The 26810-nt window shown below is 71.1% G+C and carries 22 protein-coding genes; 6 read left to right on the top strand and 16 right to left on the bottom strand.

Going from position 1 to position 26810, the window contains the following annotated elements; translation table 11 throughout:
- Positions 1–98 precede the first annotated feature (98 nt).
- Entirely contained in the window at positions 99–2519 is a 2421-nt protein-coding gene (locus tag ABD240_RS06025; protein WP_344336203.1) for a glycoside hydrolase family 3 C-terminal domain-containing protein, read from the bottom strand.
- Positions 2520–2614: 95 nt separating this feature from the next.
- On the opposite strand from ABD240_RS06025, the gene ABD240_RS06020 reads away from it, so the two are divergent.
- Together ABD240_RS06020 and ABD240_RS06015 are read left to right on the top strand one after the other, a co-directional pair.
- Positions 2615–4267, top strand: coding sequence for an ABC-F family ATP-binding cassette domain-containing protein (locus ABD240_RS06020; RefSeq protein WP_344336200.1), 1653 nt, complete (start codon positions 2615–2617; stop codon positions 4265–4267).
- Positions 4268–4398: 131 nt separating this feature from the next.
- Positions 4399–5016, top strand: coding sequence for a TetR/AcrR family transcriptional regulator (locus ABD240_RS06015; protein ID WP_291791404.1), 618 nt, complete (start codon positions 4399–4401; stop codon positions 5014–5016).
- A gap of 73 nt (positions 5017–5089) precedes the next feature.
- Here the strand turns inward: ABD240_RS06015 and ABD240_RS06010 are convergent, their stop codons facing one another.
- The 10 genes from ABD240_RS06010 to ABD240_RS05965 form a co-directional block, all read right to left on the bottom strand.
- The gene (locus ABD240_RS06010; RefSeq protein ID WP_344336197.1) at positions 5090–5947 is read right to left on the bottom strand and encodes an SDR family NAD(P)-dependent oxidoreductase; all 858 of its coding nucleotides are present in this window, start codon (positions 5945–5947) and stop codon (positions 5090–5092) included.
- Between the two features lie 150 nt (positions 5948–6097).
- The gene (locus tag ABD240_RS06005; RefSeq protein WP_291791663.1) at positions 6098–8134 is read right to left on the bottom strand and encodes a dipeptide ABC transporter ATP-binding protein; all 2037 of its coding nucleotides are present in this window, start codon (positions 8132–8134) and stop codon (positions 6098–6100) included.
- Positions 8131–8994 carry an ABC transporter permease gene (locus tag ABD240_RS06000; RefSeq protein ID WP_344336195.1) on the bottom strand — a complete coding sequence of 288 codons (864 nt, stop codon included), beginning with the start codon at positions 8992–8994 and terminating at the stop codon, positions 8131–8133. The genes ABD240_RS06005 and ABD240_RS06000 overlap by 4 nt, the downstream gene beginning before the upstream one ends.
- Positions 8991–9977 (bottom strand): ABC transporter permease, encoded by a 987-nt coding sequence (locus ABD240_RS05995; RefSeq protein ID WP_291791670.1) that lies wholly within the window; start codon positions 9975–9977, stop codon positions 8991–8993. The genes ABD240_RS06000 and ABD240_RS05995 overlap by 4 nt, the downstream gene beginning before the upstream one ends.
- Positions 9978–10082: 105 nt before the next feature.
- Entirely contained in the window at positions 10083–11714 is a 1632-nt protein-coding gene (locus tag ABD240_RS05990) for a TIGR04028 family ABC transporter substrate-binding protein (protein ID WP_344336191.1), read from the bottom strand.
- 656 nt (positions 11715–12370) lie between these two features.
- On the bottom strand, positions 12371–13288 hold the full coding sequence (locus ABD240_RS05985) for a fumarylacetoacetate hydrolase family protein (RefSeq protein WP_344336188.1): 918 nt from the start codon (positions 13286–13288) through the stop codon (positions 12371–12373).
- Positions 13285–14361: a ketopantoate reductase family protein gene (locus ABD240_RS05980; RefSeq protein WP_344336185.1), complete on the bottom strand. Its 1077-nt coding sequence runs from the start codon at positions 14359–14361 to the stop codon at positions 13285–13287. Before ABD240_RS05980 ends, ABD240_RS05985 begins: the two co-directional genes overlap by 4 nt.
- 43 nt (positions 14362–14404) lie before the next feature.
- The gene (dctP, locus tag ABD240_RS05975) at positions 14405–15613 is read right to left on the bottom strand and encodes a TRAP transporter substrate-binding protein DctP (RefSeq protein WP_344336182.1); all 1209 of its coding nucleotides are present in this window, start codon (positions 15611–15613) and stop codon (positions 14405–14407) included.
- Positions 15614–15691: 78 nt separating this feature from the next.
- A complete protein-coding gene (locus ABD240_RS05970; RefSeq protein ID WP_344336179.1) occupies positions 15692–17494 on the bottom strand; it encodes a class I adenylate-forming enzyme family protein in 1803 nt (600 codons plus the stop codon).
- Between the two features lie 255 nt (positions 17495–17749).
- Positions 17750–18916 (bottom strand): PucR family transcriptional regulator, encoded by a 1167-nt coding sequence (locus ABD240_RS05965; protein ID WP_291797974.1) that lies wholly within the window; start codon positions 18914–18916, stop codon positions 17750–17752.
- A 146-nt stretch (positions 18917–19062) separates the two neighbouring features.
- Between ABD240_RS05965 and ABD240_RS05960 the strand changes: the two genes are divergently transcribed.
- The 3 genes from ABD240_RS05960 (at position 19063) to ABD240_RS05950 (ending at position 21009) form a co-directional block, all read left to right on the top strand.
- Positions 19063–19365: a hypothetical protein gene (locus ABD240_RS05960; RefSeq protein ID WP_344336175.1), complete on the top strand. Its 303-nt coding sequence runs from the start codon at positions 19063–19065 to the stop codon at positions 19363–19365.
- 166 nt (positions 19366–19531) lie between these two features.
- Positions 19532–20191 (top strand): VOC family protein, encoded by a 660-nt coding sequence (locus tag ABD240_RS05955; RefSeq protein ID WP_344336172.1) that lies wholly within the window; start codon positions 19532–19534, stop codon positions 20189–20191.
- A gap of 38 nt (positions 20192–20229) precedes the next feature.
- On the top strand, positions 20230–21009 hold the full coding sequence (locus ABD240_RS05950) for a VOC family protein (protein ID WP_344336170.1): 780 nt from the start codon (positions 20230–20232) through the stop codon (positions 21007–21009).
- 164 nt (positions 21010–21173) lie between these two features.
- Here the strand turns inward: ABD240_RS05950 and ABD240_RS05945 are convergent, their stop codons facing one another.
- Complete coding sequence (locus ABD240_RS05945; protein ID WP_344336168.1) at positions 21174–21896, bottom strand: AAA family ATPase; 723 nt, start codon at positions 21894–21896, stop codon at positions 21174–21176.
- An 87-nt stretch (positions 21897–21983) separates the two neighbouring features.
- On the opposite strand from ABD240_RS05945, the gene ABD240_RS05940 reads away from it, so the two are divergent.
- The gene (locus ABD240_RS05940) at positions 21984–22160 is read left to right on the top strand and encodes a hypothetical protein (RefSeq protein WP_291797960.1); all 177 of its coding nucleotides are present in this window, start codon (positions 21984–21986) and stop codon (positions 22158–22160) included.
- A gap of 26 nt (positions 22161–22186) precedes the next feature.
- Here the strand turns inward: ABD240_RS05940 and ABD240_RS05935 are convergent, their stop codons facing one another.
- The 4 genes from ABD240_RS05935 to ABD240_RS05920 all read right to left on the bottom strand — a co-directional run bounded on the left by ABD240_RS05935 (position 22187) and on the right by ABD240_RS05920 (position 26763).
- Positions 22187–23842 carry a sodium:solute symporter family protein gene (locus ABD240_RS05935; protein ID WP_344336164.1) on the bottom strand — a complete coding sequence of 552 codons (1656 nt, stop codon included), beginning with the start codon at positions 23840–23842 and terminating at the stop codon, positions 22187–22189.
- 1 nt (position 23843) lies between these two features.
- The gene (locus ABD240_RS05930) at positions 23844–24014 is read right to left on the bottom strand and encodes a hypothetical protein (RefSeq protein WP_344336161.1); all 171 of its coding nucleotides are present in this window, start codon (positions 24012–24014) and stop codon (positions 23844–23846) included.
- 95 nt (positions 24015–24109) lie between these two features.
- Positions 24110–24781 carry a TetR/AcrR family transcriptional regulator gene (locus ABD240_RS05925; RefSeq protein ID WP_344336158.1) on the bottom strand — a complete coding sequence of 224 codons (672 nt, stop codon included), beginning with the start codon at positions 24779–24781 and terminating at the stop codon, positions 24110–24112.
- Complete coding sequence (locus tag ABD240_RS05920) at positions 24778–26763, bottom strand: oxidoreductase (protein ID WP_291797947.1); 1986 nt, start codon at positions 26761–26763, stop codon at positions 24778–24780. The genes ABD240_RS05925 and ABD240_RS05920 overlap by 4 nt, the downstream gene beginning before the upstream one ends.
- Between the last annotated feature and the right edge of the window lie 47 nt (positions 26764–26810).

Below are 26810 nucleotides of genomic sequence, written 5' to 3'. Positions count from 1 at the left end.
GGGGGTGCTCCGAGGGGGAGGGTCTGGAGAGGTGCGGGGAGATAACGGAGCGGGCCGCTCCGGGGAGAGGTGAGGTGGGAGGGAGTGTGCCGCGCTCCTCAGCGCTGTGCGTTCGCGGTCTCCAGCAGCTCTGCGAGCTGCTCGCGGGTGACGGCGCCGCCGCTGAATCCGGTGAGTGCGGCCAGGGGGATGTCCGCCATCATGCGTGCCATGTCGACGCCCAGGCCCTCGCCGCTGGTGCCGCCGCCGTCTTCCGCTTCCTCTCCAGGCGTGCCGAACCCCATGACCGGCTGCAGCACCGCGGCCGCGACGGGATCCGCCAGCACCTCCGCCACGGTCGATTCCAGCGTGAGGGGCAGGCGGACGCTCTCTCCCTCCAGCTCGATCTCACCCGTGCAGCGCAGATCCCGGCTCGAGGCGCCCACCGCCACCTCGTATCTGCCCGGTTCCAGCACGAACCTGTCGACGCGGGTGTCCCAGTACTCGAGTTCCGTCCGCTGGATGCGCACTTCCACCCGTGCCGATTCCCCCGGCTCCAGCTCCACGTCCGCGAAGCCGCCCAGGGACCGCGGCGCCCGCGCCACGGAGGAGTCCGGGACGGAGACGTAGGCCTGGACGACCTCGCGGCCCGCGCGGTCCCCGATGTTGGTCACCGTCACCTCGGCGACGATCTCCTCGGCCGCAGGGGCGTCCTCTCCTGCACCGGCCTCGGCGGCACGTCCGTGGGCTCCCGGCCCGGCGCCCTCGGTGCCCGCGCCGGGTCCCTGTCCGGCCTCGGTGGGGGTCTGCGTGCGGAGGGACAGCCCCTCGTAGGCGAAGCGCGTGTACGAGAGCCCGTGGCCGAAGGGGAACTCGACGGGCAGCAAGCGCGCGTCGTACCACCGGTAGCCCACGAAGAGGCCCTCGCCGTAGCGCACGTGCCGGTGCTCGCTGCGGAAGCCGAGGAAGGCCGGTGTGTCCTCGAGGCGGACCGGCAGCGTCTCCGCGAGCCTGCCGGACGGGTTCTCCTCACCGAACAGCACTGCGGCCAGCGCGCTGCCTCCGGCCTGTCCCAGCAGCGCACCGTCGAGCACGGCCGGGGCCTGCGCGACCACGGGGGCCAGGCGCAGCGCTCCGCCGTGGGAGAGCACCACGACGGAGCGCGGCTGGACCCGGGCCACCGCGGCGAGGACCTCCAGCTGCTCGGCCGGCAGCTCGATGTCCGTGCGGTCGAAGCCCTCGGACTCCTGCGCGTCGGCGAGTCCCAGGAAGACCACGGCGGTGTCCGCGGCGCGGGCGGCGGCCACCGCCTCGGCGACCAGTGCGGGATCCGCGCCGGAGCCGTCCACAGTGAATCCCGGCGCGAAGGAGACCTCTGCCTGCGGCGCGGCGGCGCGGATCTCCTCGAGCGGCTTCTCCAGACGGGTGGGGTTCACATGCGAGCTGCCGCCGCCCTGGTAGCGCGGCGTGCGGGCGAACTCGCCGATCACCGCGAGCGATCCGCCGGTCCCCAGGGGCAGGAGGGCGTCGTCGTTCTGCAGCAGCACGATGCTGCGCGCGGCGGCCTCGCGGGCGAGGGAGTGGTGCGCTTCCGCGTCGAAGGTCTCTCCGCCCGGCTGCTCCCGCCCCGCCTGCCCGGCCCGTCCCCTCGTGGCGAGGACCGCGACGTTCCTCGCCGCCCGGTCCACCGCCGCAGGGTCCAGCTCTCCTGCGCGCACCGCTGAGACCACCTGGGCGTCACCGGCGCCGCCGTCGGAGGGCATCGCGAGGTCGAGGCCGGCGGCCACCGCCGCCACCCGGTTGCGGATCGCTCCCCAGTCGGAGACGACCGCCCCGTCCCAGCCCCACTCCTCCCGCAGCAGCTGCGTGAGGAGGAAGCGGTTCTCCGAGGCGGCGACCCCGTTGACGGCGTTGTACGCGCACATGACGGTCCACGGCCGCGCCTGGGTGACGACCCGGCGGAACGCGCGGAGGTAGAGCTCGCGCAGGGGGCGGGGATCGACGTCCGCGCTCACGCGCATGCGGTCGTCCTCCTGGTTGTTGAGCGCGAAATGCTTGAGCGAAGCGCCCACGCCCTGCGCCTGCACACCGCGCACCCACGCCGCGCCCAGCACGCCGGAGTGGAGCGGATCCTCGGAGAAGTACTCGAAGTTCCGTCCGCCCAGCGGGGACCGTTTGAGATTGATGCCGGGCCCCAGGAGCACCTGCACGTCCGCCGCGCGCGCCTCGCGTCCCAGCGCCCGGCCCACACGCTCCGCGAGCGCGGGGTCCCAGCTCTGCCCGAGGCCCACCGCGGGCGGGAAGCAGGTGGCGGGCACGCTGCCGGAGAGGCCGAGGTGGTCTGCGGAGCCGGTCTGCTTGCGCAGTCCGTGCGGTCCGTCGGAGAGGGTGATCGACGGGATGCCGCCGCGGGCCCGGGTGTGCCAGAAGTTCTCACCGGAGCCGAGGGCGGCGCGGTCCTCGAGCGAATCGGGGAGCTGCGGGCGGTTCTCCGCGTGGGATTCGCTCTCTGCGTGAGGGCGGTTCTCTGCACGGGGCATGGGGGTCCTTCCTCCGGGGCGTCTCTGCTCGTTCCCACGGTAGGGAACCGGGCTGAGCGGCCGCTGTCTATCACGGCTGTGATAGTTTCGGGGGCATGGCGCATCTCGAAGTCACCTCGCTGACGTACACGCTGGCCGACGGTCGCCCGCTGCTCGACGACGTGTCCTTGAGCGCGGGCAGCGGTGAGCGGGTGGCGCTGATCGGAGCGAACGGCGCGGGCAAGTCCACCCTGCTGGCATGCCTCACGGGGGAGCTCACGCCGGACTCCGGGAGAGCCGTGCACACGGGCTCACTGGGTGTCATGCGGCAGTTCGTCACGAGCGGCACCGTCGCACAGCTGCTCGCGTCCGTCGCCCCTCCTGCGATCCGCGCCGCGGCGAAGCGCCTGGCGCGGACGGAGGCAGTGATGGAGGCCCAGGGCTCCACGGACGCGCAGATGGCCTTCGCCTCGGCGGTGACGGCCTGGGGAGACGCGGGCGGCTACGACTTCGAGGTGCTGTGGGACACGTGCACCGTCGCCGCGCTGGGACTGCCCTACGAGCAGTGCCGGGACCGGCCGCTGGCGGAGCTCTCCGGCGGTCAGCAGAAGCGCCTCGCCCTCGAGGCGCTGCTGCGGGGACCGGACGATCTGCTCCTGCTGGACGAACCGGACAACTCCCTCGACGTGCCCGGCAAGCGCTGGCTGGAGGACCGGCTCCGGGACACGGACAAGGGCGTGCTCTTCGTCAGCCACGACAGGGAGCTGCTGGCGCGGGCGGCCACGGCGATCGTCACCCTGGAGCTGGGAGCGGCGGGCAGCACGGCGTGGACGCATGCGGGCGGATACGGGACCTACCACGAGGCGCGCAGGCACAGGTTCGAACGCCTCGACGAGCTGCGCCGCAGATGGGACGAGGAGCGTGCGAAGCTGCGCGCACTCGTGGCGACGTACAAGCAGAAGGCCGCGTACAACTCGGACATGGCCTCGCGCTATCGGGCGGCGCAGGCGCGTCTGGTGCGCTTCGAGGAGGTGGGTCCGCCGGAGGCGCAGCCGCGCGAGCAGCACCTCGCGATGCGTCTGCGCGGCGGACGCACCGGCACGCGGGCGCTCGTGTGCGAGGGTCTGGAGCTGACGGGGCTCATGCGCCCGTTCGACTTCGAGGCCTGGTACGGCGACCGCATCGCGGTGCTCGGCGCGAACGGATCCGGCAAGTCGCACTTCCTCCGGCTGCTGGCCGGCGGAGGCAGCGATCCCGGTCCGGAGCAGGCGCCCGTGGCCGAGGCGGTCATCGAGCCTGTCCCACACTCCGGCACCGCGATGCTGGGCGCCAGGGTGCGTCCGGGCTGGTTCGCGCAGAATCGCGGACGCCCGGACCTGTGGGGCCGCACGCTGCTGGAGATCCTGCACCGGGGAGAGGGCGACCGCGCAGGGATGCCGCGGGAGGACGCCTCCCGGGCGCTGGCCCGCTACGAGCTCGCGCAGGCCGCCGAACAGCATTTCGAGTCGCTCTCCGGCGGTCAGCAGGCACGGTTCCAGATCCTCCTCCTCGAACTGGGCGGGGCGACCCTACTCCTGCTGGACGAACCGACCGACAACCTCGACCTGGTCTCCGCCGAGGCGCTGCAGCACGCGCTGGGCCTCTTCGAGGGGACGGTCCTCGTCGTGACGCACGACAGGTGGTTCGCCCGCGACTTCGAGAGGTTCCTCCACTTCCGTGCGGACGGGGAGGTGCGGGAGACCGCGTACCCTGTCTGGGACCAGGACTGACTCGGCCGGCCCGGTGCGAGGCTGAGCTGAGCCGGCCCTGCGCGGGGCGGCCGTGAGGTGTGCCGGAGTCCGCCGTGAGGCGTGCCGCGAAGTGCGGCAGAAGCAGCAGAACAGTCGGAAGAGAGGTGGCCGTGCCCGCACGGATCGATCCAGGTGTGCGACGACGCCACATCATCGAGGCGGCGCTGCGCCTCCTCGTCGCCGAGGGCCTGGAAGGGCTCTCCCTGCGTCGCGTCGCGGCGGAGGCGGAACTCAACATCGGCTCGGTGCGCCACTACTTCGACGGCCACCAGGACCTCCTCGTCGCGGTCGCGGCGGAGGCGGGCGACCGTATGGGGCGCAGGCTCGCCCGGCACCCCGTCGAGGAGCTGCACGGGCTCACCGGGGAGGAGGCGCTGAATGCGCTGCAGGCGCTCGTGGAGGAGCTGCTGCCGCTGGACGAGGAGCGGCACGGGGAGGCCGTCGCACTGCTCGAGCTCATCCTCGCCTCGCGCATCAGGCCGGTCTTCCGCCCGGCCGCGGCGCGGATGGGTGATGATCTCTCCGCGGTGCTCACAGAGGCGTTCGCGGCGCTGCGGACACCTCATCCGGAGAGGTGTGCCGCACAGCTCTCCGCCCTCATCGGCGGTCTGACGACGGACGCGATCACACCCCACGGCGCACTGAGCGCGCAGCGGGTCCGTGAGATCCTCCGCGCGCAGCTGACGATGCTGCTCGCCTCGGACCGAACCGAAGTTACGTCTGCGTAGCGGCCGTGGTGGGCGGCCGCTACGCAGACGTAACTTGTGGGGAGGGGGGACTCCGGGGAGGGGAGAGTCGCGCTCACTCGCGGGGGCGGACCCAGAGCTCGCTGACCGAGGCCTCGGCCGGGGCATCGACCACGTGTCGCACGGAGCGGGCCACGCTCTCCGGCTCCAGACGCACCTCCCGCTCCTGCATCGGGTACGGGTGCTCCAGGTCGTTCATGGGCGTGTGCGTGGGGCCGGGCGCCACCGTGGAGACGCGCACGCCGTCCGCGCTCACCTGCTGGCGGAGACCGTCCGCGACGGCCTGGACCGCGTGCTTGGCCGCGGAGTAGACGGTGTGGAAGGGCACGGAGGTGCGCGAGGCCCCGGAGCCGATGAAGACCACGGTGCCCTTGGCGATCCGCAGCCACGGCAGCAGCACGCGGGTGAGCTCCGCCGGCCCCACCACGTTGGTGGCGAGCGATTCGCGCCAGTCCTCGATCGAGGCGTCCTCCACCGTGCGGCGCCTGGCGACCGCCGCGTTGTGGACGAGCACGTCGAGACGGCCGAACGGGCGGACCTCCTCGTCGAAGACCGCCTCCAGGGAGTCCGGCTCCTCGAGGTCCGCGATCACCGGGATGACGCGGGCGGGTCCGGCCGCCGCCGCGGAGTTGCCCGCACCTGCCGCGGAGCCGCCGTGCATCTCCTCCGCCAGCTGTGCGACGGCGTTGAGGCGCGCCCAGTCCCGGCCGACCGCGATGACGACGTGGTCCCGGGCGAGATCCTTGACGATCGCCGCGCCGATCCCGCTCGAACCCCCGGTCACCACCGCCACCTTCTGCGGCGAGCGGGGCCGGAAGTCGTTGAACTCGACGACGTCCGCCTCGCGGTCCTCCATGCCCGCAGGCACGGAATCGGCGGGAGCGATGGAGCGGGGGAACGGGTTGTCAGGCATGCCCCCATTGTCTCAGGTCCGCCCGGCACGCGGTGCCCCGCCGCCTCAGACCGCGCCGTGCCCGCTCACACGTTTCGCACCTTTCACCCGAGTGCGCATGCTGGGACGCATGCACTCGGGTGAAAGGTGCGAAACGTCAGGTGCGGGGCCTCAGATCGAGAGCGCCTGGTGGTCCAGCACCTGCGTCTCCAGCGGGCGGGGGATGGCTGCCAGCAGCTGCTTCGTGTAGGCCTCGCCGGGCCGCGAGAACACGTCTGCGACCGGCCCGGACTCCACCTGCCGGCCGGCGGACATCACCGTGACGGTGTGCGCCACCTGCCGCACCACGGCGAGGTCGTGCGAGATGAACACGTAGGTGAGCCCCAGCTCCCGCTGCAGGCCGTCGATGAGCTCGAGTATCTGGGACTGCACGGTGACGTCCAGCGCGGAGACCGCCTCGTCGAACACCACGAGCTCCGGTTCGATCACCAGCGCACGGGCGATCGCCACACGCTGCAGCTGACCGCCGGAGAGCTCCCGAGGCCGGCGCGAGGCGAGCGAGGGGTCGAGCGCCACCCGCTCGAGCGCCTGCTCCACCAGAGTGCGGCGCTCCGCCCTGGACCCGATCCGGAAGTTCCGCAGCGGCTCCTCGATGCTGGCCCCCACGGAGTGCACGGGGTCCAGCGCGCTCGCCGGATTCTGGTGCACCAGCTGGACGGTGCGCCGGAACGCGCGCCGGCCTCGGCGGTCCAGGTGCGCGGCGTCGAGCTCCCCCACCCGGATCGACCCGGACTGCGGTGCGAGGAAGCCGGTGAGCGCCCGGCCGATCGTCGACTTGCCGGACCCGGATTCGCCCACCAGCCCCAGCGTGGTGCCGCGGGCCACGGTGAAGGACACGTCCTCGATGCCGATGATCTGCTCACCGGCATCGGCGTCGTGCTCATCGCGCGGCACCCGGGCGTACACCTGGGTCAGCCCGCTCACGGTCACGAGCGGCGGGGAATCCGCATCCGCCTCTGGTGTGATCGCTTTCCCCAGCCGCCCAGCATCTTCTGGCTGGGTGAAGTGATCACTCGAGGGGACGGCTGCCGCGCCCGAGGCGGCGGAGGAGGGGGTGCCCGCCTGGGCGCCTTCACCTGTTGCCGCCTGGGTGCCTTCACCTGTTGCCGTCTGCGCCGTGTCCGGCTGGGCCGAGCCCGTCTGGGCCGAGCCCGCCTCCACCGTGTCCGCCCGCGCGGTGCCGGCCTCCGCCATACCGGCTTCCGCCGCAGCGGCCTCCGCCGCGCCGGTCTGCGCGGCCTCCGGTCCGCCCAGCAGCGACTGCATCGCGGGGGCGTCCGCGAGGAGCCTGCGCGTGTACGCACTCTCCGGGCGGCGGAGCAGGCGTGAGGCCGGTCCGCTCTCCTCGACGTGCCCGCGCCGGACCACGAGCAGGGCGTCCGCGCGTTCGGCGGCGACGGCGAGGTCGTGGGTGATGAAGAGGATGCCGGTGCCCGCCTCGCGGCGCAGCTCGTCGAGCAGGTCGAGGATGCGCTTCTGCACCGTGACGTCGAGCGCGGAGGTGGGTTCGTCCGCGATGAGGAGCTGCGGGTCCACCGCGATCGCCGCGGCGATGAGGGCACGCTGCCGCATGCCGCCGGAGAGCTCGTGCGGGTACTGGTCCGCGCGCATCGCGGCACGGTCGATCCCCACCCGGTCCAGCAGCTCCACCACCCGGGCGCGCCGGGCCTCGGCTCCCAGGGCGGTGTGCAGCCGCAGGGACTCCGCGACGTTCTCGCCCACCGTCTTCACGGGGTTGAGCGAGGTGCCGGGGTCCTGCGGGATGTACCCGATCCGCCGGCCGCGCACCTTCTTCCACTCGCGGGGCCCCAGCGCGCCCAGCTCCAGCTCGGGGTCCGTGCCGTGCGCACCGAGGACGATGGACCCGCTTCTCACCTGCGCGTTCGCCGCGAGCAGACCGATCACCGCCGAGGCCGTGGTCGTCTTTCCGGAGCCGGACTCGCCCACCACCGCGGTCATGGAGCCCGGGCGGATCGTGAGGTCCACATCCCGGAGCGCGGGCACGGACTCGCCGCTGCGGGTGAGGTAGTCGATCCCGAGGCCGGAGACGGTGAGCACGGGCGGCTGCGCGTGCGCCGCGCTCGCCGCGGCGGCGAACCCGTCCGGGTACTCGATCGAGTAGTCGGTGCCGATCGCTGCTCCGCTCACTGCGCTGCCTCCCTGAGTGCGGTGCCCAGCCGGTGGGTGGACACGACGACGGCCATGACGATGAGGCCCGGCAGCACCGTGAGCCACCAGGCGGTGGCCACGAAGTTGCGGCCCTCGGCGATGATGAGTCCCCATTCCGGGGCGGGCGCCGGGGTGCCGTAGCCCAGGAAGCCCAGGGTGGAGATCTGCAGGATCGCGCTGCCGATCTGCAGGACCGCCAGTGCCAGCACGGCGCTCACGGCATTGGGCAGGACGTGGCGGAACAGGACGCCCCAGTAGCTGCCGCCGGAGCCGTACGCGGCCTGGACGTAGTCCGCCTGCATGATGGACACGGTCTGCGCCCGTGAGAGCCGCGCGAACTGCGCGATGGCCGTGATGCCCACCGCGATGGCCGCGTTGACGGTGCCGAATCCCAGCACGATGACGATGGTGAGGGTGAGCAGCAGTGCGGGGATGGAGAGGAGGACGTCGACGATCCGCATGAGGACCTCGCTCACCCAGCCGCCGCGGGAGCCGGCGATCAGGCCGATCGCGGAGCCCACCACGAGGCCCACCGCCACGGCGATGAGCGCGGCCAGCAGCGAGCGCGAGGCGCCGTGCACCACGCGGGAGTAGACGTCCCGGCCGATCTGGTCCGTGCCGAACCAGTGTTCGGCACTGGGTGCGAGCAGCGGCGCGGTCTCCCCGCCGTCGATGGGGTTGTGACCGGTGAAGAGGCCGGGGACCAGGGCCCAGAGGATCGTGATGCCCAGGATCGCCGCGGCGACGACGGTGGTGACCCGAGGCGCGCGGCGGCGGGCGTGCCGCCTGGGCGCGGGGGCCTCGGGCGCGGGTGCTGCCTGTGCGGTGACGGCGCTCATGCGTGCGCTCCCTTCAGCTGCCGGCGTGCGGCCGCACCCACCCGGCCGCGATGGCGCAGGCGGGGGTCGACGACGGGGTAGAGCAGATCGACGGCGAGGTTGACGAGGACGAAGCCGGCGGTGGCGATGACGACGATCGCGAGCAGCACCGGGTTGTCACGGTTGGCGACGGCCTGGGCCGTGAGTGCGCCGATCCCGGCGCGGCCGAACACCGTCTCCGTGACGACCGCGCCGGCCACCAGCTCGCCGAACAGCAGGCCGGCGATGGTGAGCGCCGGGAGCATGGCGTTGCGCGCGACGGTGTGGACGAGCATCCAGGCCTCGCCCGCACCCTTGGCCCGGGCGACGTGGACGAAGGGCTGGGCGCGCACCTCGGCGATGGCGCGGACGAGGATCTGTGCGAGCGGGGCGGACAGTGGGATCGCCAGCGTGAGTGTGGGGAGCACGAGCGCCTCCACGGGGCCCGGGTCAACCATGCTCACGAGCCCCAGCTGGAAGCTGAGCACCTGGATGATGACGATGCCCAGCCAGAAGACGGGCACGGAGATGAAGAGGCTGGGGGCGGAGTCGAACACGGCGGCCAGCCAGCGGGGCCTCCCGTAGGAGGCGAGGACCGCCACCGCCACGGCCAGCACCACGGCGGCGACGAAGCCGGAGAGCGCGAGGACCGCGGTGGAGGGCAGCGCCGCGGCAATGAGCGTGGACACCGCCGCGCCGGAGTTCACGGAGTAGCCCATGTCGCCGGTGAGGAAGCCGGTGAGCGACTGCCAGTACTGGACGAACCACGGCGCGTCCGCGCCGTAGGAGGAGCGGATGGAGTCGATCTGCTCCGCGGACAGCCCCAGCGCCGGGTTGGCGTAGCGGGCGAGCACGCCGTCCCCGGGCAGGATCATGAGGAGCAGGGCCGCGACGGTGTAGGCGAGGAACAGGACGAGCACGGCCTGGCCCAAGCGGCCTGCGATGTATCTGAGGGTGGGTGACATGTGAGGTCTTTCCTGTGGGGACGGAGGCGGACCCGGGGAGGCGGGGAGGCCGCCGGCGCCACGCGGACGCCGGGGGTCGCTGCCCGTGCTTCAGACGGTCATGCCTCAGTCCGCGAGCCAGACGGAGTAGAAGGCGGGGCGGCCCACGGGTTCGGTGGAGAAGTCACGGACGCGGCGGCGGAAGCCGAACACCTGGGGCTCCTCGAAGAGCGGCACCACGAGGGCCTCGTCGATGAAGTGCTGCTGGAGCTCCGCCACCGCCGCGGCGCGGTCGCCGGCGCTCGCAGAGCCGGTGACGCGTTCGAGGATCTCCTGCGTGCGCTCGTCGCCCCAGGCCCCGGTCTCCTCGTCGTGGTTGAGGAAGGCGTCGCGGTTGTCCACCGACCACTGGCTGGCGACCACGTCGTAGTCCGCGCGGGCCACCATCGAATGGTAGACCTGCACGCGGTCCAGTTCGAGGCCGTCGATGGTCTGCTGCGCGTAGTCGCCCTCGTTGATGAGGAGGTTGGCGCCCACCCGGGCGAAGTCCTCCTGGACGAGGCTCATCACCTCGCGGGAGCGCGGCTGGGGCAGTGCGATGTTCACGCGCAGGGTGAGCGGCGTCCCGTCCTTGACGCGGCGGCCGGAGCCGTTGCGCTGCGTCCAGCCGGCTTCGTCGAGGAGGGCGTTCGCCTCGTCCGGGTCGAAGGCCCACGCGCCGGGTGCGGCCACGTAGCCGGCCGCGCCGGAGGCGAGGATGCCCGTGGCGAGCGGGTAGTTGTCCGTGAACAGCTTGCGGACGATCCGCTCCCGGTCGATCGCGTGGGTGAGCGCGCGGCGCACCGTGCGATCGGCCAGGATGGGATTGCGGGGGCGGAAGTTGATGCTGTTGTTGATGCCGTTGGTGGGCTGGGCGTAGAGCTGGATGCCCTTCTCCTGCACGCGGGCCTCGTCAGGCGCGTCCACCTGGCGCACGCCGTCCGCCTGCCCGGAGACCAGCGCGCCGATCCGCACCGAGTACTCGCCGTTCACCAGGTAGTCGATGCCCTCCAGGTACGCACGGCCCTGGTGGCCCAGGTGCGGCGGCGCCCAGTCGTAGTCCTCGCGGACGCGGACGGACAGGCGGGTGCCCACCTCCTCCTCGGTGATCCGGAAGGGGCCCGAGGTGATGACCGAGGCGGCGCTGCCCGGCCCGAACCCCTCCGCGTCGAGTTCCAGGGTCGCGTTCGCGACGAGCCCGGAGTTCATCGTCGAGGTGGCCTGCGGGAAGCCGGGGGCCGGCGCGTCGAAGCGGAAGACGACCGTGTGCGCATCGACGACCTCGGACCCGGCGTAGTTGGTGATCTGCTCCGAGACGGGCAGCGCGCGGGTGTTGTCCCCGCGGCCGTAGAGGTCGAAGTTGCGGGCCACGTTCTCCGCGTCCAGCGGGGAGCCGTCGGAGTAGGTGACGCCCGGACGGATCCGGAACGTGAACTCCGTGGCGTCCGCATTGGACTCCGGCAGCGCCTCCGCGATCCAGGGGTGGAGCTCGAGGGTCTGCGGATCCTGGTAGAGGAGCCGGTCCGTGATGTTGTTGACGATCCCGCCGTTGGGGTAGAAGCCGGCCGAGGGCGGGTACAGGGTGGTCCACGTCTGCGGCTCGAAGTATCGCAGCACGCCGCCCGGAGCGGGAGTGCCGCCGGTCAGGGGTGCGGTGTCGTCAGGGGTGCAGGCGGTGAGCGCCAGCAGTGTGCCGAGGCCGAGGCCGCCCGTCAGCACCGTGCGCCGGCTGAGGGAGCGCGCGAAGGAGCGGGGAGCGCGCGGCCCGAGCGCGGGTGCAGATGTGTGCGGGCGTCCGTATGAACCAGGGGCGCGGGTGGAAGCAGAGGGGGCGGAGGCGTGGTGTGCGGATGCGGGCAGGGGAGAGCGCGGAGAGAGCGCGTCTGAGGGCACGGAGGTGTCTTTTCGTCCTGGAGCGGGGAGATGCGGTGCAGTCGTGTGCGCGGGTGCGTGGTGCCTGCGCTGCGCTCAACAGGAGGTGGAGGTGACCAGCATGAGGTCGATGTGCAGGCGGCGCCAGCACATCTTCCAGGCAGGGATCATGGAGGGGGTCACAGCTCCGATCTAAGCCGCCCGCGGGTGCGGAGTCAACTCCTTGCGACAGGGGTGACGCGGGAGGACGTGTGCGGGAGGCACGGAGGACCGCCTCTCCCCGGCCGTGGAGCCGAGGGGAGGCGGTCCTCCGCGCGCGTGGGGAAAGCGGCCGGTTCCCGCTGGAGAGCGAGGGGCGGCTCACGCTGAAGAGCGGGGGCCGGTTCACGCTGAAGAGCGGGGGCCGGTTCACGCTGAAGAGCGGGGGCCGGCGAGGGTGTCCGTGGGGGACCGGGGGCGCTTCCCCGCGGAGCGCGGCAGCCCCGCTCGGTATTCGCTGGAGATCAGTATCCGCTGGAGAGCGGATGGACGGGGAGCCCCTCGACGATGCGCTGGCGGGTGGAGCCGAGCAGGTCGATCGAGGTCTCCACGACGTCGCCGGGCCGCAGATATCGAGTGAACGTCTCCGAGCCGGTCAGCTCGTGCTCGATGAGGCAGCCCCCGCCCACCGTGCCGGAGCCCAGCACCTCACCGGCGGAGAGGGTCGTGCCGCGGGCGGCATAGGCGATGACGTCGCCCATGTTCCAGTTGATGGTGTTCCAGTTCCCCGCCGTGATCTGCCGTCCGTTGATCCAGGCGCGCATCGGGACGTCGTAGGACAGGCCGGACTCCCTGCCCGCGAACTCGTCCGCCGTGACGAAGTACGGCCCCAGCGTCGTCGCGGAGTCCTTCCCCTTCGCCGGCCCCAGCCGGAGCGTCATCTCCTGCATCTGCAGGTCCCTGGCGCTCCAGTCGAGGTACGTGGTGTAGCCGAGGATCGCCGCCCGTGCTTCCTCCGGAGTGGGGTTGGAGACCGCACGGGCGAGCACGGCGCACAGCTCGAGTTCGACGTCGAAGCGCGCGCTCCCCGGCGGGATCCGCACGTCCTCCCGAGGGCCGATCACCGCGTTGCCGTTGCTGATGTAGAACGCGGGGAACTGCGAGTGCAGAGGGTCCAGGGCGCCCTCGGGGCTGCAGTTGCGGATGTGCTCGTGGAAGCACATGCAGTCGCGCATGGCGGGCGGGCGCAGCGGTGAGGCGAGATCCTCCTCGTCGAAGGCCCGGCCGTCCTCCCTGCGCGCGGCCTCGCCGAGGGCGTGGAGGTCCGCTCCGCGTTCGATCGCCTCGGACACGTCCCTGTACCCGGGCACCGGGTGGAACAGATCCTCGGCCACCAGGCCCAGCTCCTGACCGTCTGCGGTTCTCAGACTCGCGAATCTCATCGCAGGCCTCCCGCCGCAGCGCCCTCGGCAGGGGCCGGCTCCACGCCGGCCAGTAGCTCCTCGAACGCCGCCACGCCGTCCGCGAACCGGGGGACGGTCCTCTCCGCCTCCGCCTGTGAGATGAGCGTGTATGCCAGGCGGTTGAACGGCACCTCGACGCCGTGCCTCTCCGCGACCTCGATCACGCGTCCGTTGATGAAGTCGCGTTCGCAGTCGATGCCCTTGCGCAGGTCCTGGAGCATGCTGGCCTCGGCCTGGCGGTGCTTCTCGATCGAATCGGTGAAGAAGGCGATGGTCCGCTCCGCGCTCCACTCCCCGTCCAGGGTGAAGGCGTCGATGGGCGCGGGCCCGAGGCTCTCGATGTCGATGCCCGCGGCCTGGCCCGCGCGGATGCCCTCGTCGAGGAGGTGGAGGGCGGCCCGCATGAGGGGCGGGGCGTCGATCACCTCACCGAAGGTGCCGCCGCACGCGGCGGAGAGGCCGCTGAACGTCGAGTTGATGAGCAGTTTCGACCACTTCATGCCGGTGATGTTGTCCGTGAGCCCGCAGTGCCCCACGCTGGAGAGGATCTCCGCGGTCTCCCTCAGCCGGTCGGTGAGGCTGCCGTCGAGCTCGCCCACGTCGAAGGAGTGCGCCAGCGTCTGCTCCCAGGTGGTCGCCAGCTGCGACTCGCCGGGCCCGCGGTAGATGGCGGAGAACCGCACATTGCCGGCCAGCGTGCGCTCGGCCCCGACGATCTCGGCCACGTGCTGCTCCGGTGTGCCGTTCTGCAGGGTGCAGACGACGCCCTCGGGGCTCAGCCTCCCGAGGAACGGTTCGAGAGCCTGCTCCGTGTAGACCTGTTTGGTCAGCAGGATGACGAGGTCGAACTCCCCGGTCACGTCCTGCGGGAGGGCGGCGGTGACCGGAACGACCCGGTCGATGTGGCCCGCGATGTGTGCACCGGACCGATTCAGCGCCTCCACGTGCGCGGCGTTCGCGTCGACCAGCACGACCTCGTACCCGCGTTCCGCGATGAGCGCTCCGGTGATGGTGCCGAGCGAGCCCGCTCCGACGACGGCGATTCTCTGCATGTCCGTTCCCTTCCCGTACTGATGGTCTTCTCCGGCGGTGGTGTCAGTCTGCACTGGGGGTGAGCGCCTCGGCGCTGAATTCGTCGACGAAGGAGTCGACGAGGGCGTCCGGGTCGGTCACCGACTCGACGCCGGCGATCGTCTCCTCCGGCGTGGCGTAGCCGTCCTCGGGGATGCCGGAGAGCTCGGAGAACCGCGCTCGCCACTGCGCCATGTCCGCGGTGTAGTCCTCGATGACCGCGGCCGGATCCTCGACGCTCTCGGGGGCCTTCCCCGGCAGCTCCTCCAGCTCGGCCGCGCGGAACTCGTCGAGCTCCGCGATGAGCTCCCCGGGCTGGGTGACGGTGACGTCGCCGTCCTCGGCAAGGGCTCCGCCCTCGGCATAGAGCTCCTGGTTGTCCGCGATGCCGGCCTTCATGTATCCGCGCAGGTAGGCGGCGACGGCCTCCGTGCGCATGAAGTCCTGCATGTCCGGGTCGAGCGATTCGAGGGCGTCCGTGTTCATGAGCACGGGGAGCACGGTGGGCGCGAAGGGCACCATCGCCACGTGCTTCGCGTTCTCGTAGAGGCCGAGGTCCACGGCGCCGGAGAGGGAGGTGAGGGTGCAGTCGATGGTGCCGCGGGAGAGGGCGTCGTAGGTCTCTCCCCATTCGATGGACACCGGTGTCATGCCCAGCGCCTCGAGCTCCCGCGTGTGCGTGGGACTGCCTGCGCGGACCTGGAGCCCGCGGGCGTCCTCGGCGGACTCCACGGGCGTGTTGCACACCATGTAGAAGTAGTCCGGGATGAGGACGCCCAGCGGGGTGACGCCCTGTGCCGCGTACTCCTCCGTGAGCAGCGGCTCCCGGAACAGCTGGGTGTGGGCCGCTGAACCGGCCATCGCGGTGGCGAGCGGCGCCGGGCCGGCGAGAGCCGGGAGCGTGTCGGTCCACGTCGCCGCCGGGAGTTCGTTCGCGGAGTAGGCCGCGGGGGAGTTGGCCAGCTCGGTCCGGCCGTCTCCCACCGCGTGGAGCAGCTCCGGGCCGCCGGCCAGGGCGCTGGCCCAGTAGTACTCGGTCTCGACCGTGCCGTCGTACTCCTCCTCGATGGCCGCGACCATCGCCTTGGCCGCCTCTCCGAGTGCGGAGTCCTCGCCTACGACGTGGGCGAATCCGAGCGTGAGCGTGTTCGCCTCCTTGCCGATGCCGCCGGCACAGCCTGAGAATGTGAGCACTGCGGCCGCAGCGGCCGCGATCTGTGCGGAAATCTTCATCGATCTTCCTTCGTGTGGATGTGACTGTGGCGTTGTGCAGTGTGGTTGCTGTGCCGTGTGGTGCTGTGCGGCGCGGCGTCAGGCCGGCTCGCTGCGGCCCACCAGGAACCGCCGGATCTTCCCGACGCTGGTGCGCGGCAGCGCGTCGATCCGATGCCAGGCCCGGGGTCGTGCGGCGGGCGCGAGGTTCCGCTCGGCCCATGCGTGCAGCTGCGCCTCGCTGGGCGGCGCATCCGGGACCTCGGGCACGAAGTGGGCCTCCGGCACCGTGTCGCGGATCTCGTCGGGCACGGCGATGACGGCGACCTCGCTCACGCCGGGGGCCTCGGCCGCGGCCGTCTCCACCTCGGACAGGCTCACGTTCTCGCCCGCGACCTTGATGACGTCGTCGGTGCGGCCGATGAACCGGAGCCTGCCGTCGGGCTCACACACGGCGAGATCGCCGGTGAGGAACAGCCTGCGGCCGTGCTCGTCGCGGGTGAACGTGCGGGCGGTGGTCTCCGGATCGTCGAGGTAGCCCGCGAACAGGTCGACGCCGGGCTCGCCGTCCACGGCGATGACGCCCGGCTCGCCGGCGGGGGCCTCGGCATGGGTGACCGGATCAAGCAGGACGATCAGCCGCCCAGGGAGCGGACGGCCGATGGTCTCCGGCCGCGGCGGATCGGCGGCGTCGCAGGTGACCGCGGCGACGGTCTCCGTCATCCCGTACAGCTGCCGGGGCGCGCATCCGGCCAGGCGGCTCAGCCCCTCGTAGTGCGCGGTGCTCAGCGGCTGGGCGAACCAGACGTGCCTGAGCGCGAGCGGGGCGGTCTCCGGCGGCGTCCGCGCCAGGATCATGCGGGCCGGAGCCGCGAACAGGCTCGCGTGCGTCGCCTCCAGGTCCCGGCACTGCTCCGCCCAGCGGCTTGCGGAGAACCGCGGCGCCAGCGCCACGGAGGCGCCCGCGGCGATCGCGGAGGCGAAGCAGTAGTACTGCGCGTTCGCATGGAACAGGGGCAGGCTCACGAACCAGCGGTCCTGTGGGCCCAGGTGCGCGGCGGAGGCCATGGCGGGTCCCACCTGCGCGTAGTTGGCCTGTGTGAGCTCCACTCCCTTGGGGCGGGAGGTGGAGCCCGAGGTGAACATGATGGCCAGCCGGTCCTCCGGGGTAGGAGGGAGGGGAGCCTCGGTGGACTCGGCCGAGGAGGCGGCGGCTGCCGGGGAGGCGGCGGTCACCGGCGCGGCCGCGGACAGGGTGGAAGCCGCCGAGGCGGGATGGAGCAGGCCGCCGGGCGCGAGGTCCCGGCTCGTCTCCGTCAGTTCGAGGACTGCCATCGGCGAGTCATCCGCACGCTCGCGGTAGACGGAGGCCCGGGCCTCGGCACAGATGCCGAGGACCGGGGAGATGCGCGCGAGGTGGTCCGCGATGTCGCGGGAGCTCGATTCCGGGTCCACGGGGACGATCCAGGCGCCCATCCGGGCGGCGGCCAGCCAGACGGCGACGAACCCCGGGCAGTTCCGCAGGCAGACGTGCACGGCGTCACCGGGGGCGACCCCGTGCGCACGGAGGACGCCTTCTGTCCCGCGCACCACCGCGTCGAACTCTCGGTAGGTCCACTGTGCGGGAGGGCGCAGGGGCTCCGGATCGGCTGCGGGCGGTGAGGCGGCAGCGTGCTCCGAACCGGCTGCCGGAGGTGAGGAGGCGGCCTGTTCCGTGGACGAGGGCACGGGATCGGGGAACAGGAGGAAGGGCGCGTCCGGGCGGGCGGCGACTGTGGCCGCCCACAGCTCGGCGAACGTGTGCTCGGTGGGAGCCGCACCGGCGGACCGGTGAACGGCGGAAGGCGCGTGGGTGCCCGCCGCAGCGTGTTCGGCAGTCGACCTCTCAGGCGTCTCTGGCATGTGTGGTGCTCCCTGCTGTCCTCGTCGACAATGCGGCCTGCGCTGTGATGCCGGGTGCGTGGCGGGCGCGGTCGCAGCGCCTCCGCGTCACGCCTCTACCGAGGCAGGCTCTCGCTGTCGATTCTGCTCCGTGCGGGGGCCGAGCGCGAGAGAGCGCTCCCCAGACTTCAGCGGCGAAATCTGTAGATCTCCACAGTTCCGTGGCGTGCTGCTCCGGAGCCGTGGCGTCGTCTATTCCGGAGACGCAGCGCCCGCCTAGTCCGGTGACGCGGCGCCCGTGCCGTGCGGAGTTGCGGCGTCCGTGTCCCAGGCCTCCAGCGCCCAGGCGAGCTCGAACAGCTCGGGCAGCGTCTCCAGACGGCGCCCCGTGCGTTCGCGGCAGCGCTGCAGGCGGTAGCGGACCGTGTTCTCGTGTACGAGCAGCTCCTCGGCCGCCAGCCGCACATTCATGCCGACCGCAAGGAGCGTGCGCAGGGTGGAGAGGAGCTCCGCTCCGGTGGCGGTCCGCGGTCGCAGGGGCGTGAGGAGGCTCTGGACCAGGTGATCGCCGATCTCCGGCTCCTCCGCCACGGCGAGACGCCAGGAGCAGGTGGACAGTGTGTGGACGCCGGGTTCCCGGGTGCGGACGAACCGCCATATCCTCTCTGCGATCCCCGCGGAGGACGAGAGCTCCGTGAGCGGTGCCGGCGTGCCCACCGCCACGGGTGTGCTCACCCGGAGAGCGGGCGGCTGTGCGGCCAGGCCGATGATCCGCTCACCCACCTGCGCCAGCAGGGCTGCGGCATGGGGGCCGCGGCAGGCGCGCTCCAGTTCTGCGAGGAAACGGGCGGGGCGCTCCGGCGGCGGGCCGGCGATGAGCACCGAGTAGGAGTGCTCCGGGTCGATGCCGAAGCCCACCGCGCGGTGCAGGACGTGCGGCTCGTCCGCACGGTCCTGGAGGAGGTCCGTGACCAGCGAGCCTCGGGCCAGGGAGTGCTGGACGGCTTCGGCGCCGGCATGGTCCCGGTACTCCGCGGCCGCTCCCGCCACGAACCAGTCGCCCACCTCCCAGAGCAGCGTGGACCCGGTGAGGGTCTCCTCGGCCGGCAGACCGTGCTCCTGCGCGAGGCTGAGGAAGCGTGCGTGGGTGACGCTGAGGCAGATGCGGTAGGCGCGGATGATGTCCTGGATGGGGACGCCTCGTTCGATCCGGTCGCGCGTGGTGTCCCGGTCCTCGCCGACCTGCGCGCGGGTGGGCGCGCTGCGGCTGATGAGCGTGTCGACGCCGCGGCTCACATTGGTGCGGGCGGATTCCAGGATCAGGGCGCGCGGCACCGCCGCATAGGAGGCCAGCTCCGTGAACAGACGGTCTGCGGCCTCGTTCGCGATGGTCTCCTGCGAGTCTTTGAGCCGTTCTGCGATCTGGGCAATCGTCACCGTCATGAGCCAAGGGTGCCAGAGGAGGCCGTCTCCCGGTGCTCCTCCCTCCCGGCGGTGCTGCACGCACCCCCTTTTGCACACCCGGCGGAGCGAGTAGCGTCGATGGCACCGCTCCTCTGAGCGGCTCCGTCGAGCAAGGGGAGGATGCCATGGCAGACCAGAACGGACACGACGGCAGGAACGGTCCCAGCCGTGCGCGGGAGGCCGCTGACGGTCCCGGCCCCACGCGCCGCGGGGACAGCGGTGAGGAGTCCAGCGGCAGCGGTGCGCTGGACGCGGTCAACGACGCGGCGCGGAACGTGCTGGGGGACGCGGAGGTCGATTACGACGCAGAGGTGGGGTATCGCAGAGCGGACGAGGAGGAGATCCAGGAGCTCGCGGCACAGCACGGCGACGTCATCACCCGCAATCCGGACGGCACGCACACCGTGACGGCCCGCCCGGACGACTGAGACGGGCCCGCCCGAGGCCCCTGCGGGATCGGCGTGTGCGGCCCGCCCGGACCGGCTGGCTGGTTGCCTGGCCCGCCCGGACTGGCACTGGCCGCTCGGCTCGGCCTGCTTGTCCGGCAGCTGGCAGCGTGTGACCAGCCGGTGCGTGGATCTGTATCGTCGGGGCATGGCTATCCCGCAGATCCTCGACCATCTCGTCTACGAAGTCCCGGACCTGGAAGCCGGTGTGGCCGCCTTCGCGGAGCGCACCGGTGTGACGCCGGTGTTCGGGGGCCGGCACGTGGGCCTCGGCACCGCCAACTACCTGGTGCGGCTGGAGCCGCAGGGCTGGGTGGACGAGGGCCGTCCGCGCACCTATCTGGAGATCCTCGGTCCGGACCCGGAGCAGGTGATTCCGGCCGGGACCGCGCTGCCGCTGGGTGTGCACACGGTGACGGAGCCGGTGCTGCGGACCTGGGCGGTGAGGCCGCAGGACTTCGACGCCGCCGTGCAGGCCGCCGCCGATTCCGGTGCGGACGTGGGCGAGGTGCGCGACATGTCCCGCCGGGACCCGGAGGGCACGCTCCTCGAGTGGCGTCTCACCTCCCGTGAGGAGCTGCCGCATGACGGGCTCCAGCCCTTCCTCATCGACTGGCAGCAGACGAGGCACCCTTCGCAGGCGGATCTGCCGGTCCTCACGCTGGAGTCGTTCGAGGTGCTCGTGCCTGAACCGGAGGACTTCGCGGCCGTGCTCGCTGCAGTCGGTGCTCCCGACACGGAAGTGGCGCAGGGCGACGGTCTCCTCCGCGCGGTGCTCGCCGGCCCCACCGGCTCGGTCGAGCTGTGAGCGAGGCCGTGCCCGCGCGGGGCGGTGAGAGTGAGGCCGTGCCGGCGCGCCCCACTGCGAGCGGGATCCCCTCCACCTTCGATCACCTGGTCGTCGCGGTGCCGGAGCTGGCGGCCGGGGTCGCCGAGTTCGAGGAGCTCACCGGGGCGAAGTCCGTGCCGGGCGGGAGCCACCCGGGCCGCGGCACGGCCAACCACCTCGTCCCGCTGATCCCACGCGGATGGGGCGCGGACTCGCTCACCTACCTCGAGATCCTCGGACCCGATCCTGCGCAGGACCCGGCACTGGCCGCCGCGCAGCTGGCGGGCTTCGACCGGATGGCCGCGCAGCGCTGGGCCGTCCACCCGGACGATCTCGATGCGACGGTGGCTGCGGCGGACGAGGCCGGAGTGGACTACGGCGCCGTGTTCGACATGGCACGGGACACCCCGGAGGGAGGCCGCCTCGAATGGCGCCTCACCCGGCGCGCGCCGCTGGCGTACGGCGGGGCTCAGCCCTTCCTCATCGACTGGGCGGAGTCCCCGCATCCGGCTCGGACGCTGCGCCAGGGCGCTGGTGATCCGGCTTCCGCGTCCGAGACCGGCTCGGCAGCCGCTCCGGGCGTCAGCGGGGCGGGAGAAGCGGCGCTCACGCTGGAACGTCTCGAATTCTTCGCTCCGGACCCCGCGGCACTGGCGACTGCGCTGGGAGTGCTCGCGGCCTCGGGCGCGGGTGACGGTTCCTTCACCGTGGAGGAGGCGGCGCACCCGGGCTTCCGTGCGGTGCTCTCCGGGCCCCGTGGAGAGGCAGTGCTGGAGACGCCTGTGCGGCAGGAGTGAGGCGGCGTGGGGGGCGCACCAGATCCGTGCGACCCGTCGTGTCATGGAGTCTGGACGGCCGTGCAGATGAGCTTGTCTTAGTTCCTAAAGTGTGGTGCTCGCCTTCCGGGCCTTACCTTAGTCCTTAAAGTACGGACGTTGCTGCTGCTTCCCTCACTTAGCGCTCATCGAGGAGGTGCCGGAGGTAGCGTTCCGGCGATTCCAGGTAGCGCTTCCAGTGCTGTACGAGCTCTAGGCGCTCCCAGTCGGTCTCCCGCAGACCCCACGCACCCACCTCGAGGATCCGCGCGCCCGGGAGGGAGGCGAGGATCGGGGAATGGGTGGCGCAGAGGACCTGGCCGCCCGCTGCCGCGAGCTCGCTGAGCGTGGACAGCAGCCGGGAGCGTGGAGCTGAAGGAGAGCGCCGCCTCGGGCTCGTCGAGGCAGTAGAAGCCGGGCCGGGTGAACCGTGAATCGAGCAGGGCGTTGAAGGACTCCCCGTGGCTCAGCTGGTGGAACTGAGGATCGGCGGGGCCCTGGACGCTCTCCATGTACGTGTAGAGGGAGTGCATGGTCTCCGCCCGGAGGAAGAAGCCCCAGCGCCGCTTGCCCGCCCCGCGTTGGAGCAGGAGCCACTCCGCCAGTGGGGATTCCGTGCGCCGGGTGACGTGGCGGGCATGGGTGCTTCCGCCCTCCGGGTTGAGGCCGTAGGCCTCCGCGATGCCTTCGACGATCGTGGACTTGCCGGAGCCGTTCTCACCCACGAGGAACGTGACTCCGTGATCCAGCCGGAGCCCCTCCGCCAGGATCTGAGCCACCGCGGGCACGGTCATGGGCCACGTGCCGGAAGCGGGTGCTGCGTCCTCGCTGTGCCGGACGGAGACGACCGGCGGCTGATCGAAGTCCATGCCTCCGAGTGTGCCAGGAGCCACGGACGCGAGGGTTCCCCCGGCGCGCTGTTGCGCCTGCGCTCCCGCGGCTTCTACCGTGGAGGTATGAATAGGAGCACCGTGTGGAGCGTCGTCGGCGCGATCCTGGCACTCGTCATCGCCTGGTGGCTGGTGGGGATCGTCTTCTCCCTCGTGCGGCTCGCAGTCAAGCTCCTCGTCGTCGCGGCGGTGGCCGTGGTCGTCTATCTGCTGATCAAGCGGGCCTTCAGCTCCAAGGAGTGACAACCCGGCGTCCTGCTCCCGGGCCCTCAGCCTGCGAAGGGGGCGTAGGGGACCACGTAGAGCGCAATCAGAGCGACGCTGCAGAGCGCGAGGATCGCCACTGTGACGATCATCCACGTGCGGGTGACCCGATAGTTGGCAGGGTCCTGATCCTCGGCGGGCACATGCATGAGCTTCCTGCGGAAGGCGTTCCCGGCCTCCGGCGGTTTCGTGCCAGTGTTGCCCACCACGGTGGCGATGATGGAAGCGGCGAATCCCAGGATTGTGGAGTTCAGGAAGTCCGGAAGCTCCAGACCGCCGAACTCACTGAGCGATTCGAACACAGCCACCACTGCGAATCCGGCGATCATTCCGGATGCTGCGCCACGGGCGGAGAGCTTCTCCGACCACACGCTCCAGAATGCGATGGGCCCCCACGAGGCTGCGAAGAGAGTCGCTGCGAAGTAGCCGATGGTGAGGACCGCCGGCGGAGCCACTGAAGTCACGGCCAGCACCGCCAGTCCGACCACCAGCATCGTCCACCGTGCCACCCGGAGGCCCGCGGTGTCGTTGTCCCCGGCTGCCGCCTCGGCCCCGACGACACGAGTCTCCGCGTCCCGCCGGCGGTTGCCGGAGAGGTAGGGGAGCACATCGTTCGCAGCGGAGAACCCGATCAGAGAGAGGAAGGATGCCGCGGAGGACAGACCTGCAGCGACGATGCCGGTGACGGCGATGACCCCCAGCAGGGAGGGCAGGACATTCTGCGCGGCCCAGATGAATGCGGTTTCCGATGGCTCGATGCCCGAGTCGAAGAGGTTGATCGAGAACCCGCCGAAGGTGAGGAACAGATAGGTGATGGCGAGGGCCGCGGTGGCGAACAGCGCGGAACGGATTGCGACGTGTTCGTTCCGAGCCATGAGGAAGCGACTCGACTGCCACGGACTCACTGCGACCACTGTGCACCACACGATTCCGAACGTGACGGCGTAGATGACGGCCTGCAGCGGCGACCCGATGTAGTTGTCCGCACCCGTGAGTCCGTGCCAGGCGATGCCGTCAGGCTTCTCTGCGAGCTGTGCCATCTTCTGCATGGCGGCGACCGGCCCGCCTGCCCTGCCGATCAGCCACCCCATGCCGATGATCGCTGCGGCGGTGAACACGACGAACATGATGGTGTCGTTGACCAGCACTCCTCGTGAGCCGGACAGCAGAGTGAAGATCGTGTACGCAGCCCAGACTGCGATGAGGATGACCCATTGGGGAACATCGATGAGCTGTCCCATCACCAGGACCAGACCCTGTGTCACCGCCACCAGGTACAGGCCGATCCCCATGACAACCATGATGCCGGCCAGGGCCTGGAGGCCGGGTGAGTCGAAACGCTTGCCGAAGTACTCCGGGACGGTGAGCGCCTGGGAACGGCGGAGGTATCTTCCGAAGAAGACCACCCCCACCAGGTATCCGGAGATGTTGAACGCGGTGAGGAGCAGCATGACGAGTGGGTATCCGTCGTAGGAGAATCCCAGCTCGCCCATGAATGAGACCGTCGAGAGGAATGACGCGACGAGCGTGCCCGCGACGAGGAAGGTGGGGGCGGCGCGGCCGGCCACGTAGTAGTCGGACTTGTCCTTCACCGTCCGACCCACTGCCGCGCCGATCACCAGATAGAGGACGAAGCTGCCGAAGATTGCGAGTGCGAACACCTCAGCTCTCCTCCTGTCCCGCCGGAGTCTGCCGTGTGCTTCCGGGCACACGCGGCTGTGACGGCTCCCCCGGAGGCCTGCCGTAGTCGCGGCGCACCACGGTGAAGCCGATGAAGATTGCGAGGATCGGTACGGCGCTGTACACGATCGACACGATGATGGATCCCGCCATTGGGTCTTCCTTCCTCCGGAGGCAGGGCCTCCGTATCAGTGGGGACGAACGGACGCAGAGCGTTCGCGCGACTCGTCCCGCTTGTGATCGCCTACTCAGTCACGAGGCGTGTCCGTCTCCGGGCACGCGGGTGGCTTCTCTGCTGGAGTACGCACTCCCAGCAGGGCGCGCGCAGTCTGCTGCAGAACGGATTCGATCCGTGCGACGTCCGTGCCGCACGCACCGGTGGCATGCGCGATCTCGAAGCCGTCTAGCTGTGCGAGGAGCGCATCGACCGCGATCTCAGGCGCTACCCGCGGAGAGAATGTGCCGTCGGCGACACCGGCGTCGATGAGATCCCGGATCACCTGCTTCCACGTGAGGAAGACGCTGTCCAGCAGCGCCAGCAGCTGAGGATCGCGTGCGGATGCGGCGACGAGTTCGATCCACAGGCGCGTGCGCATGGTGAAGTCAGCGACGTGCAGGAAGTCGTGCAGCGCCTGCCGCAGACCCTCCCACGGGTCCTTCTCACCGAGGACGGGCGGCTTCACCCGGTTCACGACGTCCTCCGAGTGTCTCCTGTAGGCGGAGAGCACCAGCTCCTCCCTCGAGTCGAAGTAGTACTGGATCGTGCCGATGGACATGTTCGCGGCTCGTGCGACGTCCTTCATCCGCACGCCGGCTGTGCCGCGTTCGCTGATCTGCTCCAGTGCGGCAGAGAGGATGGTCGCCTTCCGCTGCTCCACCTCGTTCTCCGTCAGAGCCGGCCGCCCGCCGCGCGTGCTCATGGGCGGACCCGCGCGGTGTCCGGCTGCAGAATGAACTCGTTGGCTGCGACGAGGCCCTCGTAGACGGCCTCCTCCACAGTTCGCGGCGCCCTGCAGTCTCCGATCCGCACCGTGGGGATCGCGCCGAAGTCCACGTCCGGCGTCTGCGCCCGCGGCGGGTGGTTGACGATCGTCGTCGTGACGTCGTCGACTTCCAGCACCTCATCGCAGAGAGTGGACTGCAGATAGGCGGTGCTCGCGTCGAGGCCGGCGAGGCGGACGTCATTCACGAACGTCACGCCGGAGCGCACGAGTTCCGCCATGAGCGCGGTCCGCGTGTACTGCTGGACGGCGGCTCCCGGGGAGCTCGCCGCTGTGGCGAGGGTGACCGGGCGCCTGCGGGCCAGCGCCACGGCGATCCCCAGACCGGCCCAGTCTCCCTTCCAATCGGCGATGAGCACACCGCCCCGGGCGAGTTCGTGCGTCTCCGCGAGGAACTGCCGGGCAGTGAGGATCTCAGGTTCGTCGATGAGTTCGACCGCGGGCTCACGATCGGTGGATCCGGTCGCCAGGAGGACCTGATCCGGGGCGAAGGAGTCGAGCATCTCCTCACAGAGCGGCGCTCCGGTGAGGATCGAGGCCCCGGCGCGGCGGGCCTCGGCCTCGAGGTTCGTCACCGCACCTCCGAACTCGGCACGGTGCGGCAGCCGTTCGGCCAGCAGCACCTGCCCGCCCACGCGGCGCTCACGCTCGACGAGCAGCACCTCGGCTCCGGCTTCGGCGGCCACGGCTGCTGCCTTGAGGCCCGCGGGACCGCCTCCGACCACAAGCAGCCGCGCTCTCCTCCGCACGGCGGGGCGAGGGAGGAAGGTCAGCTCTCGTCCCGATTCAGGATGCTGGATGCAGCTGATGCCCACGCCCTGCTGGAAGTGTCCGATGCACGCCTGGTTGCAGCCGATGCAGGCGCGGATCTCATCGACCGCGTCCCGTTCTGCCTTCACTGCGATCTCTGGATCACAGATCATCGCCCGGGTCATGATGCAGAGGTCGGTGAGGCCCTCGCGGATCGCCTGTTCCGCCTCATGGGGCTGGTTGATCCGGCCCGCGACCATGACGGGGAGTTCGGTGGCCTTCTTCACCTCCGCTGAGAGCCGACCGGCGTAGACGGGTTCGTACTGCATGGGCGGCACGATGTGCTGAGCGCCCTGGAGGGTGGAGGAGTCGCCGGCCGTCACGGAGATGTAGTCGAGCAGTCCCTGGTCCTCCACGGCGCGGACCACCTCGAGGAACTCGCCGCTCGCCATGCCGTTGCTCGTCAGGTCGTCGCCGGAGATGCGCAACCCCACCACCTTGCCGGGACCGACGGCGGCGCGAGTGCTCTCGATCGCTTCCAGCAGGAATCGCATGCGGCCCTGCGGCGAGCCGCCGTACTCATCGGTTCTGGTGTTCACACGGGGGTTGATGAACTGCACAGGGAGGTAGCCGTGGCTTGCGACCACCTCGACGCCGTCGATTCCGGCGCCGCAGATGCGCGCGGCCGCGCGTCCGTATCCCCGGATGATCTCCCGGATGGTCCCGATCTCCAGGGGCTCGGGTATGACGTGGAAGCGCTCCTGCGGCTCATCGCTGGGCGCCACTGCCTGCGGAGCCATTCCCTGTTCGCCGTCCATGACCTCCCGGCCGGGGTGGAAGAGCTGTGCGAGGATGCCGGCGCCGTGGGCGTGGACGGCATCCGCGACCGCCCGGTAGCCGTCCGCGGACTCCGGCTCCGTGGCCATGAGGACGTGGCTCGTGTAGCGGGCCGTCTCGTGCACCCCGGAGACCTGCAGCACTAAGAGGCCCGCCCCGCCCGCGGCCCGGCGCTCGTGATAGGCCACCAGGTCCGGGCCGATGAGTCCGTCCTCGGCCAGCATGGTGTCGTGTCCTGACGAGACGATGCGGTTGCGCAGGCGGAGCGGGCCCAGGCTGACAGGGCTGAAGAGGTGAGGGAACAGCGAAGACATGGAGCGGCCTCCTCATTGAGTGCTCATTATTAATATGAGAATATTAT

Origin of the sequence: Brevibacterium salitolerans, assembly GCF_039531405.1 — a bacterium.
Classification (GTDB): Bacteria; Actinomycetota; Actinomycetes; order Actinomycetales; family Brevibacteriaceae; genus Brevibacterium; species Brevibacterium salitolerans.
Note: the sequence above shows the minus strand (reverse complement) of the source record. Positions and strands in the feature narration are given on the sequence as shown.